This window comes from Paenibacillus wuxiensis, assembly GCF_040195695.1.
Classification (GTDB): Bacteria; Bacillota; Bacilli; order Paenibacillales; family Paenibacillaceae; genus Paenibacillus_B; species Paenibacillus_B suaedae.
The window spans coordinates 323,894-338,891 of the sequence record NZ_JBEFZI010000003.1; the positions used below are offsets into that span (position 1 = coordinate 323,894).

At 48.1% G+C, this 14,998-nt stretch carries 12 protein-coding genes; all 12 read right to left on the reverse strand.

Translation table 11 applies throughout. The annotated features are described in order from the left end of the window. Positions 1-49: 49 nt before the first annotated feature. A complete protein-coding gene (gene ebgA, locus ABN764_RS07730) occupies positions 50-3,124 on the reverse strand; it encodes a beta-galactosidase subunit alpha (RefSeq protein ID WP_446671480.1) in 3,075 nt (1,024 codons plus the stop codon). 327 nt (positions 3,125-3,451) lie between these two features. Further along, a complete protein-coding gene (locus tag ABN764_RS07735) occupies positions 3,452-4,027 on the reverse strand; it encodes a putative ABC transporter permease (protein WP_174807626.1) in 576 nt (191 codons plus the stop codon). A 93-nt stretch (positions 4,028-4,120) separates the two neighbouring features. Beyond that, on the reverse strand, positions 4,121-4,774 hold the full coding sequence (locus tag ABN764_RS07740) for a hypothetical protein (RefSeq protein WP_072729155.1): 654 nt from the start codon (positions 4,772-4,774) through the stop codon (positions 4,121-4,123). Between the two features lie 267 nt (positions 4,775-5,041). Beyond that, on the reverse strand, positions 5,042-6,142 hold the full coding sequence (locus ABN764_RS07745; RefSeq protein ID WP_446671481.1) for an AI-2E family transporter: 1,101 nt from the start codon (positions 6,140-6,142) through the stop codon (positions 5,042-5,044). A gap of 130 nt (positions 6,143-6,272) precedes the next feature. Beyond that, the gene (locus ABN764_RS07750; protein WP_174807625.1) at positions 6,273-6,671 is read right to left on the reverse strand and encodes a DoxX family protein; all 399 of its coding nucleotides are present in this window, start codon (positions 6,669-6,671) and stop codon (positions 6,273-6,275) included. A 97-nt stretch (positions 6,672-6,768) separates the two neighbouring features. Further along, positions 6,769-7,617 carry a M56 family metallopeptidase gene (locus ABN764_RS07755; RefSeq protein WP_021262303.1) on the reverse strand — a complete coding sequence of 283 codons (849 nt, stop codon included), beginning with the start codon at positions 7,615-7,617 and terminating at the stop codon, positions 6,769-6,771. Between the two features lie 3 nt (positions 7,618-7,620). Beyond that, complete coding sequence (locus ABN764_RS07760) at positions 7,621-8,034, reverse strand: BlaI/MecI/CopY family transcriptional regulator (protein WP_021257316.1); 414 nt, start codon at positions 8,032-8,034, stop codon at positions 7,621-7,623. Positions 8,035-8,111: 77 nt separating this feature from the next. After that, positions 8,112-9,563, reverse strand: a complete 1,452-nt coding sequence (gene cls, locus ABN764_RS07765; protein ID WP_446671482.1) for a cardiolipin synthase — start codon at positions 9,561-9,563, stop codon at positions 8,112-8,114. Positions 9,564-9,637: 74 nt separating this feature from the next. Then, entirely contained in the window at positions 9,638-10,903 is a 1,266-nt protein-coding gene (locus ABN764_RS07770; RefSeq protein WP_446671483.1) for a GerAB/ArcD/ProY family transporter, read from the reverse strand. Positions 10,904-10,957: 54 nt separating this feature from the next. Then, positions 10,958-11,176, reverse strand: a complete 219-nt coding sequence (locus ABN764_RS07775; protein ID WP_021257319.1) for a hypothetical protein — start codon at positions 11,174-11,176, stop codon at positions 10,958-10,960. A 5-nt stretch (positions 11,177-11,181) separates the two neighbouring features. Next, a complete protein-coding gene (locus tag ABN764_RS07780; protein ID WP_446671484.1) occupies positions 11,182-12,387 on the reverse strand; it encodes a Ger(x)C family spore germination protein in 1,206 nt (401 codons plus the stop codon). A gap of 36 nt (positions 12,388-12,423) precedes the next feature. Further along, entirely contained in the window at positions 12,424-14,769 is a 2,346-nt protein-coding gene (locus ABN764_RS07785; protein WP_446671485.1) for a spore germination protein, read from the reverse strand. Positions 14,770-14,998 lie beyond the last annotated feature (229 nt).

Genomic DNA, 14,998 nt, shown 5'->3' on the forward strand with positions numbered 1-14,998 from the left:
GATTGTACTGTATTCTTGCCCAAAAGCATAGAGGAAAGCCTCGCGATTGCTAGTTGCGGCGCAGCGTTTCCTTCGCCTTCATCACATCTGAGATTTCCTTATTTGAATATACAGACAGCTTCAGATTCAACTCAAACGGCTCAAATCCATTGCGATATTGACTCAGCTGGCGCTGTCCACAGGAATTCGATCCTAGACCATTCTGCTTCGCATCGAGATGCAGCACAATGTAATCCCGCTTCTTCAAATCAACCGTATGCTTGGCAGCATCCAAATCCTTAACTTCATAATAAGAAGCACTGAAGTCCATCTTCGGATACGCAACTGCCATGATCCCTACCCCATAACGATCCGCCAAGCGAACCCAGCGGCAGTCCGTATGATTGCCATTTTCCTGTGGGTGCACGTAATTTGTGAACATTTCATCCACCGTCCGCTCATAGACGCCGAATTGATTTGCCTGCTTGGAATCTACATACGACTCTCCAGGACCTCTGCCATACCATTTGCCATTCTCACAAGCAGCACGCACACGAAGCTCCACGCCAATGCGCGGAATCATCTCCGGCGCCTGCTCCTTCACGCCACCAGGCTCACCGCTCACATCGAGCAGCACATCACCATTCGGATAGATGCGATAATCATAGCGGGAACGGTAATGCCAAGCGGCGTTCGTTGTTCCATTCAAGACAGACACCGTCACACGGACAACATCGCCTTCCTGTGCATAGGTGACACCTTCTACAATTTCATGCATCAAATGCATAAATGTCTTAGTTCGGTAATCATCCACGACATACATATCATTATCGATCGGCGCGCGCCAGAACTGCAGCTTCGGACCCTCTTCCACAACCGTAGTGCCATGATGTGTCCATGAGGTCATGCGGCCCTTGACTGTATCGAAGCGAATGCTGAATTCTTCCCCGCGGACGATGAGCTCACAGTGTCCCTCTTCCATCGTAAGCGTGCCGCTCGGCTCGATGTACAGCATCTCAGCGACAATCGGCAGGAGGAATTGTGCCGTCGCCAATTCATGTCCTGCTTGTGCCCAGGCGCAATCACTCTTCAACGTATAAGAAAGATTCACGTAATAATCCGTTCCCGGTTCAGGTGTGAAATCGAGCGAGTACCCCAGCTCCACTTCCTTGCTTGTACGCGCAGCGATGCCAGTAATGTCCGTTTCGCCTGTCTGCAAAATGCAGTCATCCTTCACAATGGAGTAGCGAAGTGCCAATTGATCTAGCGATGCAAAATCGTACTTGTTGCTGACACGGATCAAGCCGCGCTGCAAATCAACCTCATGCGTATGAACAGGCTCAATGACCTTCTTATATTCCAGTAATCCCGGTGAAGGGGTACGATCAGGCATGACAAGTCCGTCAATACAGAAAGCTCCATTCGTCGGATCGTCACCGAAGTCTCCGCCATAACGGTAATAGACGCGGCCCTGCTCATCGATCGTCTGGATGCCATGATCACACCATTCCCAGACGAATCCGCCTTGCAGCTTATCATGTGCGTAGAATAGATCTTGATACTCCTGCATATTGCCTGGGCCATTGCCCATCGCATGAGCGTACTCGCACAAAATATGCGGCTTTGTAGAGTTCTCAATAATATACTGCATCGTCTTCCGCTCCGGATGATCCAGCCACGTATACATCGTCGAGTACACGTCCGCAATATCCGTATCTCTGTCCCCTTCATAGTGAACGAGGCGTGTCGGATCCATTTCCTTCACACGGAGACCCATCGCTCTGAAGTTGCGGCCATAGCCTGATTCGTTGCCAAGCGACCACATGATAATACAGGGATGATTCTTATCCCGCTCAATCATGCGCTCAATACGATCGACGTATGCTTTCTCCCATGCCGGATCATCCGTAATCCAATTAAAGTTGTCTGTCAGCTCGAAGCCGTGGCACTCCAGATCCGTCTCATCGATCACATACATGCCATACACATTGCACAGCTCATATAAGCAAGGCGAATTCGGATAATGCGCCGTACGGATCGCATTAATATTGTGCTGCTTCATGAGGCGAATATCCTTCTCGATATCATCGCGCGATACAACACGTCCTGTAATCGGATGCGCATCATGACGGTTAACACCCTTCAGCTTGATGGCAATCCCATTGACTGTGAATGTGTCCCCCTTCAATTCAACGGCACGGAAGCCCACCTGCTGTGGAATGACCTCAATGACCTCATCCCCGTCAGTTAAGGTGAAGAGAAGGGTATATAAGTACGGCGTCTCTGCACTCCATAAATTCGGAGCTGCAATTGGGACAGCAGTCGCGATGCGTTCGCCCGCAGGCATATCGCCGCAGGCTACCCGTTGTCCAACTGCATCAAGCAGCTCGTAAGACAGCGTGTGTCCCTGCTTCGCACCACGAATATCTGCGCTCAGGCGCAGGATCGCATTCGTAAAAGTAGAATCCAGCTCTGTGACCACTGTAAAGTCTTCAATCCCCGCAAGCGGCTGGGCATACAATTCGACATCACGAAATATACCGCTAAGCCACCACATGTCCTGATCTTCAATGTACGTTCCATCCGACCATTGATACACGCGGACACACACTTCATTCTGCCCTGCTTCTACATAGCTTGTAATATCAAATTCACTCAGCAGTCTTGCCCCCTTGCTGTAACCGACTTCCTGCCCGTTCACCCATACATGGAATGCGGAATCAACGCCATGGAATCGCAAAATCACCTGCTGATTGTCCAGCCATTGCGGGCTAATCGCAAAGCTGCGCTTATATATTCCTGTCGGGTTGTCTGTCGGCACATAAGGCGGATTAATCGGGAAGTTGTACCATAGATCCGAGTAATGCATATTGCCATAACCCTCAAGCTGCCAGTTGCTCGGCACCGTAATGTCGTCCCAGTTCGAGCAATCAAATGATGGCCGCTCGAATCCCGGCGGCGAATACTCAGGCGCTTCCAAATAAGCGAACTTCCATGTACCATTCAAGCTCTTCCATTGATGCGCATACTTCGGCTCGTCTAGCAAGGCTAGTTGTCGATTCGGATAGGAGCGAAAGTACACTCTCCCTTTCATACGGTTACAATTTGTAACAGCCACATTTTCCCACTGCTTCATCACACGCATAGTATGGCCTCCTGCCCACAGGGATTCCTCACAAGAACGATGTCCATTTCCATCCGCTTCACCATTCGTTCTGTATGAGATGTTGGATGAATCACATCTTCACTTTCTAATAAAATTTTACCTGAGCTTAGTAAAATTCACAATCGTTTTAGTAAAATATTTTACTGATCATTTATTTTTTTACTAACTATTGCATCGTGTTAGTAAAACTTTTAGTAAATACATGTTTTCCCTTTAAAATGGGTAATATCAACAAAAAGAAGAGCGGAGACGTTTTGTCTCCGCTCTCGCAACCTTGATTTTACTATTATTTTACCTAAGTTTTACTCAACTTCGACTGTCTGCCATCGACTTTCCTTCACGTCTTCGCGACCATACGGTCCACGCCATGTCCACCCAGAAATAAATGACGAACATCGGGCATACCATATTCCAGATTGCTGAAATTCGCACGTAGCCAGCCTCTAGCAAGGGATGCAGTCCGTACACAACCGCTAGCGATAAAAACATCCAGCATAGTGAAAAGGATAGACAAACATGGCCTTGAAGCTGTATCCGATATGAAGAATAGTCCCACCATTTGCGATAAAATACCTTCTCCAGCATTAAGCCGCTCACATATTCAACAGCCGTCGGAATGACGAAGCTCAGCAGCAGAATGAGGATCCAATTGCCACCTTTTTCGACATAAGGAAGCAAGAGAAGGGGAGCAACTCCATACATAGGTTTGAATGGCCCTTGCAGGAATCCCTCCTTCCAGAAACGGCCCGTTGTTAACTTACTGTATATGTTCTCAAGCAGCCACCCTCCGAACGAGTAGACCATAAAATAAAAAACGGCAGCCAATGCATCATTGGCTGCCGCTCCTGTAACTTGCAGCGGAACTGGCACATGTGCCACCATAACGCATAACCTCCTTATGCCTGCATCAGCGGCATATCTCAAGCTACACGTAGTATGGTTGTATTCCGCACCACATATTCCCTGTTGTCTCGATTATTCAACGATAATAAGGCTAGCGTGCGACTGTCCTGGAAGGGAGAAAGTCATTGCCAGAGAGTGGAAGGCCTTCACTTTCTGCCCTTCCTTCAAATCCGCCAATTTCAAAGCTACACCTTGCTTGTCCATAATGTATGTTTCTTTCGAGATATTCAAAACGACGTCATTATTGATATTGCCATCATTATCTACATCGACATGAACACGACCATTTACATCGCCTTCTGTCTTCGTTACGCTAAGCACTTTGCCTTCCTTAGCCGTTGTTTCGCCTTTGACAACAATTTTCTCGGCTCCGACTGTTCCCGGGAAGGTCATGAGCATAATCGGTCCAAATTGAACCTCAACAATTGCACCCTCTTTCAAGGCATCTTTGCTGAGCGTCTGTCCCTTCTCGTTCACGATAACCGTGTTGTCTTGTACATTAATATGCAAATATTGTTGACCACGGAGAACAAATTTACTTCCGTTCCCCGACTCAATAATTCCTTGTGATGTCACATGTTCTTCTGGCAATGTCGAGCCCTCCTCTACAGGGTGAGACGATACGACATGACCTTGAATGGCCTCAGCAGCTACTGCTCCAGCGAATGGTACGCTAAGTACCGCCATAATTGATGCAATTGCCAAGCCTTTGTTCCATTTTTTCATTTTAAATTCCTCCTCTAATCTCATGTTGTTGGGGCACACCTATGTACCTACTTCTTGATGCCTTACGATTATTCGGTTTGTCTTCATAGACGGAGGAAGTATGCATAATGTTGCATAAAAAATAATTTGAATATGTATTCAATCCTATATGTGTCTTGCTTATTTCCAGTCTGCCCCTACTAGATTTACCGCTAGCATATAAAAAGGTGCCAGAGGGAGAGCACACGCCCCCCCTTTGGCACCTTTTTCCTTATTATCTGTTCGTTCTTACTGTTCACCAATACGACGTTGAATAAATGAATCCACCGCCGTCTTAAGCACTGCGACAACTGGGACGGCAATGAACATACCCAAAATGCCGAACATAGCGCCTCCAATAATAATCGCAAAGATAATCCAAATGGGACCTATCCCCACTTTATTGCCCACAATTTTCGGACCGATATAATAACCGTCGAACTGTTGGACGATGAAAATAAACAACGTAATCCATAGCGTCTGTTCTGGTGATACAAACAACGTAATGATACCGACGAACAACATCCCCATAAATGGACCGAAGTACGGGATCACATTCGTTATGGCCACGAGCAGAGCAGACAACAGCGCATATGGCGCTTGAATAATTAGGAGTCCAATGAATACGATGCTGCCTACGACCGTTGCATCCAAAATGACCCCTACAAAATATTGCGAGAAAATCATGTCCATTTTTCTCACGAAATCAATGACGCCTTCAGCCCGTTCCTTCTTAAGCAGGCCGTGCAAAGTGCGCTTCGCGCCTGTCCCGATCTTCTCCTTGTCCTTCAGCAAGTAGATCGAGACGATAAAGCCGATAACGAGATTCAACAGCGCAGACGTAAAGGTAAACAAGCTGGACAGCAAATTATTCAGCATCAGCTTCAAGAAGTCACTAATTTGACTGGAGACAGAGCTGAAATGCTCGCTAATGCTGCTCGAGATTCCGGATTGAATGAACCATTCCTTACTCATGACATTGGCCTGCAGCCATATCTTCGTACTCTCCATATAGATCGGCATATCAGCCAGCAATGTGCTTACACTCTCAATCACCCGCGGTGTAATAACCGTAATCAGCAGTACAATAATGCCGAAAAACAAGGTATACACGGCTATAATACTAACGAATCGCCTCGATTTTGTCCTAGCTAGCAGTCTCTTCTCCAATAGATTGACAAGTGGGCGAAGAAGGTAGGCAATAAAACAAGCGATAAAAAACGGTGTAAGCATAGACAATAAGGCTACGACTCCACTAAGCACATAAGCAATATTGTCGATGAGCTTGTACACTATCACTGCAATGGTGAATAGCCCCAAATAGCGCAGTGTTCTTCGATTCTTAAGCATGTCATCCCCCTGTTTGCGAATTCATACACGTATTACTTAGTATAGCGATTTTCACAAGAAATGAAATAAATATGAAAAAAAGCATTTCCCCATCGACATCATCGATGAGAAAATGCTTCATATTGCGCTCTTATTGAGCTGCTTTACCGCGGCGGAACAATACACGGTCTAGCGAGTAGTCCGCGCCTCCACTTACAACCAAGTACAACGACATGGCTGCAAGCGCAACATCCAATTCATAGCCGCCTACGAAGCCCATTTGCAGCTTCACCGTGAAGATAGCCATAAGCATAATGACGGTAAACGCCGCCCCAATCCATCTTGTACCAAGACCAACGATGAGCAAAAGGCCTCCAATCAATTCAGTAGCCGCGACAACATACCCCATGAATCCCGGAATACCCAGACTTTCGAAGAAGCCTGCTGTATTGTCGAGACCCCCTTGGAACTTATCCAGCCCGTGAATGAAGAAAATAATCCCTAACGCAAGCCTGATGAACAATGTACCTAATCCTTGATTTACTGACATAATAGAACGCCTCCTATTAACATAATATGTGTTAGTATGGTTGATTCATGAACCTTTAATTAAAACTACGCATTGTAGTGTAAAACTCTAAAAAAAATTAAGGCATAGCAGCAAAGAACAATAAACATAATGCAAGCAATACTTGCAGTGACACAATAGCCGGCGTAAACGGCAGCTTCATCGGAATATCTGTATCTGGCTCCAACAGCTGGCGAATCCGGTAATTAATCGATGTATCTGCGAATGAGACGTACGCAAATGGCATGCGCGGCGCCTTGCCTTGCTTCAACATCTTGAGCAATGCGCTCCCTAAGTGTGCCGATGTTCCGAGACGTCCAATGGCATAATGATCGGCCAGTACTTCACGGATGATGTTATACTGCTGCTTCGACCATCTCATAATTGGCATATACCACATGACCGAAGCGAGAAGAGACAGAATGAACATCCGCAATGGATCTCGGTGCATCTGATGGAAAGCCTCATGATGGACAACAGCTTCCAGCTCATCGTCATCAAGCATTTCCATTAAGCCGGTCGATACAACCACGATTGGCAACCATAGCCCCATCGTGAAGGCGATCGGGGAAGCATGCTCGACAATCATCATTCGCTGCTTGCCTTCATAGAACCGACTATTCATCTGAAGCGTCAGCTCCTGACTGCGATACGCATGCAGCTTCCAGTATGCTTTGCGAGACAGCCACATCTGCCGGATGAACAGGATCAGTACGCTAATAAGCGTACAGAACACATAGGCATCAAGCACGTACACGAACTTGGACAATCCGTAGTTCTGCATGAGCGTGGAGCACGCCTCGACGAGATTGAAGTGCAGTTCCCATCCGGCAAGCACCTTCATCGCATATAGTACCATTTGACAGAACAACACGGCTGCAATTAGAAGCATCGAACTGAAAATGAACGTAGATCGATTTTTCCACATTGTCTATTTATCCTTTTTCAATTGCTTGATTTTTTGTTCCAATTTGTCCAGCAGCCCCTCATCTACATCCTCCAAGGCATCCAGCATGTGATTCACGACAAGCGGACCGAATTCATCCATCAGCTCATGCGTTAATTCCTTGGACTGCGTATCGAGGAAGGCATCCCGACACAATACTGGTCGGAATAAGGAAGAACGCCCCTCCGTGCGCTTGACCAGGACTCCCTTATCCACGAGTCGGTTCATGACCGTCATGACGGTGTTGAAGTTGACGCACTTCTCTGCCTCAAGCTTCTTCTGCACGTCCTTAATCGTCATTTCAGAACCTTCCCACAGGACAGACATAACCTTGGCCTCCAGCGGCCCGAAGAACCGGTTCAATCCACTCTCGTGGAATTTGAAGTTATGAATTTTCATCGTGGAATTCCTCCCACTACAAATTGTAGTGTGATTGCAACTCGATGTCAAGTATGTCCATAATTAGGTATTACACATTATAATATCGGCGACACCAGCCGTGCGATGGATTCTACAAATCGGTGACGGATTGACCGCTTCTGGTACGTATCCCAATTTAACGCGATAGACTCCTTCATATCCTGCTCGAACAACTTGTCGAGCTCTCCCGCTACCGCTTTGTCATAGAGGAAGGCATTAACTTCGAAGTTCAAGCTGAAGCTGCGATGATCCAGATTCGCCGTACCAACCGTAGCAGCCCATCCATCTACAACCATCGTCTTGGCATGCAGGAAACCCTTCTCATACCAATAGCACTTAGCACCAGCACGAAGCAATTCACCAAGATACGCATTTGATGCCCATTGTACCAACTGACTGTCCCCCTTCTTCGGAATCATGATGCATACATCAACCCCAGATTGTACGGCAACCTTTAACGCGATGAGCACACTATCATCTGGCACGAGATACGGTGTCTGCACATAGATGCGATCCTTGGCTTCAAATATTAGCTTAAGCAGTCCATTTCGGATTTGCTGCTTATCTGAATCCGGACCGCTGGATACAATTTGAACGGCCGTATTCCCTGTATGAACTGGTGTTGGAAAGTATCTTTCATTAAAGGCCAGATACTGTTCAGACGCGATGGACCAATCAAGCAAGAACTGGCCCTGAAGGCGATGAACAGCCCCTCCTTGCAGCTCAAGATGAGTATCGCGCCAATGTCCAATCTTCGGATCGAGTCCGACGTACTCATCACCGATATTAAATCCGCCAACAAACCCAACTTTGCCATCCATAACCGCGATTTTTCGGTGATTGCGATAGTTGACACGCAAATTAAGATACGGGATCCGCGATGGGAAGAAGCGGAATACTTCTCCGCCTGCTTCACGCAGAGCTGCAAGATCCCTATCCTTCAAGGCAGGCGATCCAATATCGTCATACAGCAGCCTTACCTCGACACCATTCGCAGCGCGCTCCGTCAACGCGTCAATGATTCTGCGTCCGGTCGCATCCCCAGCAAGCTTGTAATACAGCAAATGGACATGATCTTCAGCATTTTGAATTCGATCAACTAGCCGATCCATCATCTCGTCCCCGTCTGCAATGACATTCACCTTGTTGTCCTGTGTTAAAGGAGAGTAGCTGCTTACCAAGTTCATATAAATAAGCGGTTCATAGTATTTCACGCCATCATCCTGATATTCGAAGGTTCCCTCCCGAATTCGCCGCACTTGAGCTGCAATTTCATCTCGAACAAGACGTTCATTCCGAGGCTTGATTCGATAGACCTTCCGTCGAGCCAGATTCTGACCGAACAAAATATAGAATAGGAATCCGATGAATGGGAGCAGCAAGAGGAGCATTAACCATGCCCACGTCCCCCCTACATTGCGTCTCTCTAGAAAAATAACGATTGCCGCAAATAATAAATTAATTATCGGTATCCATATCGCCGCCAGCTCCAATAGATGTGTCCACATAAATAAGCCGCTCCTGTTCCTTAAGATGACTCCATTGTACCATGAGAGAGGTGTATGCTCAGTCATTCATGTACTTAGCGTTCAGGAGGAGATGTTCGTCCACTGCTTGGCCGAAGAGCAGTAGGAGCATCATCCATGGGCACATCACTTCCGCCTCCTTTATCAATGAAGGTGGATCCGTTCTCAATCGCATCCCCTTGCTCTTTGCATGATTCATTCTGAGGAGCACTCTCTTCTTGCTGTGTCTTCGCCTGAGCGTTGGATCGGTACGTATCAACTAACAGCAGGAGCAAGGGCAGGACAAGCCCGGGCAGAAGCGCATAGGTCGCCCAATGATCGAGCAGTTTGCTAAGATAGGAAGAATTCGGGATGAATAAGATCGACCAGCTGACCGTGATCATCCCTAGCGGAATGATGAGGAAGCGGTGTTCAGCTAGCTTCAAGGATTGGGCGAGGCCTACCGCGGTCGCATACAGAAGCAGCGCCATTCGGAAGTAGGTCGTCAAAAACCAAATGACCGCCATCACCGCCTCGATCCGCTCCAAGAAATTACCGATGCTGATTTTTTTGGCCAGCGCATAGGTCGGATACATATGCCGTGCCGTACTATCGGCTCCAAGGGTCAATATAGACAATAACGTTGTAATGATCAGGAACGCCCCGCCAATTATGCATCCCCACAGTAAAGCATTTGCCACTTTGCCTTGGTTCTTAACTGAAGGAAGAATCAGCAGCAAGATTGCCATGTCGAGGAAAGGAAAGCTGAAGAAGGTCAATCCCCCGCGAATGACCGGCACAAATCCACGTTCGAGAACCGGCAACAACTGCTTCACTTCAACTTGCGGCATTACAAACAAAATAAAGCAAATAAATAGAAGCAGTACCCATGGGAAAAATATCTCAGCTCCTCGCGCAAACACTTCAATTCCAAGATAGGCACCGAAAATGATGATGAACATAAAAACAATATGAGTCGCCACAGCCGGTGTCTCCGGCATAATCTGCATCGTTATGAAATCGCCGATATCCCGCAGGGTAAGCGCCGCTGTGGTAAGTGCAAATCCGATAATGAAGCAAAGCGAAGCTGCCTTGCCGAGCACCTTGCCAAGGATCAACTCACAATATTCTGCTATCGATTGTCCCGGGTATCTTCGGCATAGGGCGGAGTACAGGGGGACGACGAGCAGGCCAAGAACTAAGGACAATAGAGCGGATAGCCATCCATCCTGCCGGGCTTCTTCCGCTAGGCTCGATGGGATAATCAAGATCGCACTTCCGATAATAAATAGTGCCGTCAAGATTGTCAGCTGACGAATACTTATGATGGATTGATCCTTCATCCGCCCTATCACCTCCTTGATGCAGCATCTCACTAGCTTGCTTGTCGTTATTTACTACAGAAATCGCCTCAAAGGCTTAAACACCATCATGATCCAATCCATAGGATTCGGTATCCTCATTTTCATCCCAAGGATGATACCAAACCCAGCAGCGATGAGCAGCATGATCAGCAGCACCCAGCGTTCCTTGGATAATTGCTGCCGCTTCATACGAGAGGATTCAGACAGGAAGGTGATCGCCGCGATTACAATTGAGCCAATACTGATCCACATCTCCCCTACTCCTTCACGTCACGTAAGAATGAGTTGCCAATTGTCCCTGTCCGTACGATCTTCAGATCCACTTGAATGTTGACAGGTAGCTCCTTGAACAGTTCCGACCACCGTTCCTTATGCTGATTCCAGTAACCCGGGTATGCCCGGTGGACAGCTTCGCCGAATCCGAATATATCTGCACCTACTGCCTGCGCTCGCTGCAGTGATTTGGTTGAATGGCTAATCATCACTTGTTCTGCCGCCTGCTCCAATTGATGTAAGGTAGACTGCTGGCTAGTATCCATTTCGCATTCAACATCCGCAACATTAGCCTCTGTTCGTATGAAGACGTTGATTTCTGGTCGATTATTCGTAACCTTTGCCTTCACCTTGGTCTTGGAATGAATAACCTCCACCCCCGCCTTCCCCCCAGACTTGCAGGGAATTTGAACATAGGTGTTCTGCAAATTATCTGTCAGGTTGCTGTATCCCTTGCTCTCCACCTCGTTCATCCATCCCATGAGCTTGTCGCCCTTGAAGATAGCTATGCCTGAATACTTTAATAGCGCCTGAGTCTCGATTAGCTCTACATTCTTCTTCTTTTTCCCTGCCTCACGATCCCCTTGAATCAATATACCTGTCAGCACTGCATCCTTCCCGTAACTGGTCATATTCGTTATCAAATCATCCAACCGAACACCAACCGTCGGTGCCCATGTCTTATCCGACACCTCTAGCGACTTATACATTTTATTGGCAGGTATTTTATCGAGCGGCGTATAGAAGTTCAATATATCCCTCGCCGTAGTCCCCTTAGCAACCACGAGATAAAAATCAGTACGCAGCTCTTGATCACGCGATAAGAAATCAAGCGGCTTGCTGATGCCCTCACGCGCCATTTCTTCTCCAAAAACAAAAATTCGCAGATGCGAGAAATACACCTTGCGAGGTGTAATCGTGGTCATGCGTCGTATCGCTTGGAACACCGTACTTCCCTTTGCGCTATACAGCGTTACAGGCGCTCTGTCGCCGCTAGGCTTGCGTGCCGACACCCCGCTTGGATCCACAACCTGTACAAATACCTCATACTGTCCATTGTCCGCTTTATCAATTCCCATTCCTACCGCAATGGCCAAATCATTCATCTCACGCCGATTCCAACAGCCGGAGACGAGCAGACCAAGCAGCAGAAGTAACAAGCAGCTGAGGAGAACGGATCTCCGCTTCATGACTGACGCCCCCCTTTTTTTCACTTGATGGTGTTGTTATTTTGTTGGCTTGGGCTTAGCTTGTTCCGGAGGCTGCTGCCGATTCTTATTGTTCGGGCTCATATAGCTTGGTCTTGTCCGCATTGCCCACTGCGGGAGCCGAAAGATTGTGTCTTTCTGATCTTTGATAATGATGGGTGCCAGCGGACTCATATAAGGGACACCAAAGGAGCGCAGGCTGCACAAGTGGAGCACAATGGCGACCAGACCGATGCATACCCCGAACAGCCCAAAAGATGCAGCGAGCAGCATGAGTGGAAAGCGAAGCATACGGAACGCATTCGACATGCTGTATGCAGGAAATACGAAGCTGCAAATCGCCGTCGTCGACACAACGATGACCATCGCAGCAGAGACGATACCCGCATCGACCGCAGCTTGTCCAATGACGAGCGTTCCCACAACTGACACTGCTGGCCCAATCATTCTTGGCATTCGGATTCCTGCTTCCCGAAGCAGCTCGAATAGAATCTCCATCATAATCGCCTCGATGACAGCAGGGAAAGGGATCCCTTCCCGCTGTGCCGCCAAGCTGATCAGCAGCTGCGTTGGAAGCATCTCCTGGTGGAATGTCGTAATTGCAACATATAGTGATGGCCCTAACAGTGCGATGAAGATACCGATATAGCGAAGGATACGAACTAGACTGCTGATGTCCGATCGGAAGAAGTAATCCTCAGCCGCATGGAGGAAAGATACGAATAGCGCAGGAACTACAAGCACGGATGGTGTGCCATCTACGAGAATCGCAATCTTCCCTTCCAGCAGCTCTGCTGCAATGACATCTGGGCGTTCTGTATTGTACACGGTTGGGAAGGGCGTGAACGTCTTGTCCTGAATCAATTCTTCGATGTATCCACTCTCCAGAATGCCGTCAATATCGACTCGAGCCATACGGTCTCGTACCTCTTGTACGACCTTGTCATTGGCGATCCCTTGAATGAACATAATTGCGACATTCGTTTGTGTGAGACGACCGAACGACTTCGTCTCCACGCGTAAATCCTGATGCTTGATCCTTCTCCGAACCAGTGATGTATTCGTTCGTAGTGTCTCAGAGAACGCCTCACGAGAACCTCGAACAGATGGTTCTGTTGTTGCCTCTACTACACCGCGATCCTTCCATCCCTGTGTGCAGGCCGACAATCCCGTTGTATAACCATCCAGGAGCAATACTGTATTGCCGGACAGCACCCCTTGGAATACATCGTCGAAGCAGGTAACAGGCTCAATTTTCCCCACTGCAAGCACTCGCTCTTGCAATAGATTAATCATATCTGAAGACCCACCCGCCCCAGGCTGCGTGCCTTGTTGCGAACCTTGTTGCATTCCTTGTTGCAAACCTTGCTGCGAGCTTTGTTGCGTGCCTTGTTGTGAACCTTGTTGCGTACTTTGTTGCAAACCTTGTTGCGTGCCTTGTTGTGAACCTTGTTGCGTGTCTTGTTGCGAACCTTGTTGCGAACCTTGTTGTGAACCTTGTTGCGAACCTTGTTGCGAACCTTGTTGCGAGCCTTGCTGCGCACCCTGTTGCCAGCTTTGTTGCGGGTCTTGTTGCATGCCTTGCTGCGAGCCTTGTTGCGGGCTCTGCTGCGAGCCTTGCTGCGAGCTTTGTTGCGTGCCTTGTTGCATGCCTTGTTGCAAACCTTGTTGCGTGCCTTGTTGTGAACCTTGTTGCATGCCCTGTTGCGTTCCTTGTTGCATGCCTTGTTGCGTGCCTTGTTGCGTGCCTTGTTGCATGCCTTGTTGCAAACCTTGTTGCGTGCCTTGTTGTGAACCTTGTTGCATGCCCTGTTGCGTTCCTTGTTGCATGCCCTGTTGCGTTCCTTGTTGCATGCCCTGTTGCGTTCCTTGTTGCGTGCCTTGTTGCGTTCCTTGTTGTATGCCTTGTTGCGTGCCTTGTTGCGTACTTTGTTGCGTACCTTGTTGTGAGTCTTGTTGCATGCCTTGTTGCGAACCTTGTTGTGAGTCTTGTTGCATGCCTTGTTGCGAACCTTGTACTCCGCTAGTGGAAGCAAAAGTTGGTGCATATCCAGACCATGCAGCCCCCGATCCTCCCGACCAATCCGGCGTACCGTTTGCGCCCATGGAGCCTTGTGATGCAGCCGAATCTGATTGTTGCGTGGAATTATCACCTTGCAAAACTTGGCTGTCACCCAAGAGCGACTCCATCATAAAGTCGATAATAATCGCCTGATCGACTAGTCCATCCGTATATATTAATGCGATTCTTTGCTCGCCCTTGCCCCCGACTCGCAATTCACGAATCACAATATCAGAGCTATTGCCGAGCTTCGTCCGAATATAATCCAGATTGCGTTGTAAGCTTGCTTGCAGCTGATCCATAGACGTCCTTCCTCACTTCTGCAGTTGATCGCATGCCTGCTTGTTGTGCTGCTGGCTTTCCGCCGACAGCCATAGATTCTGTTTTCCAGTATTGCCGTGCGTTCAGCCAGATAAACCGCCAGTCGGTTCATCCCCTCCCTCTTAGTCGACAGGCCTTCCCCTCAGTGATACTATGGGAGTAATATATGCTACCAAGATTATGCCAGCACGCTGGAAAGATGCATGCCGG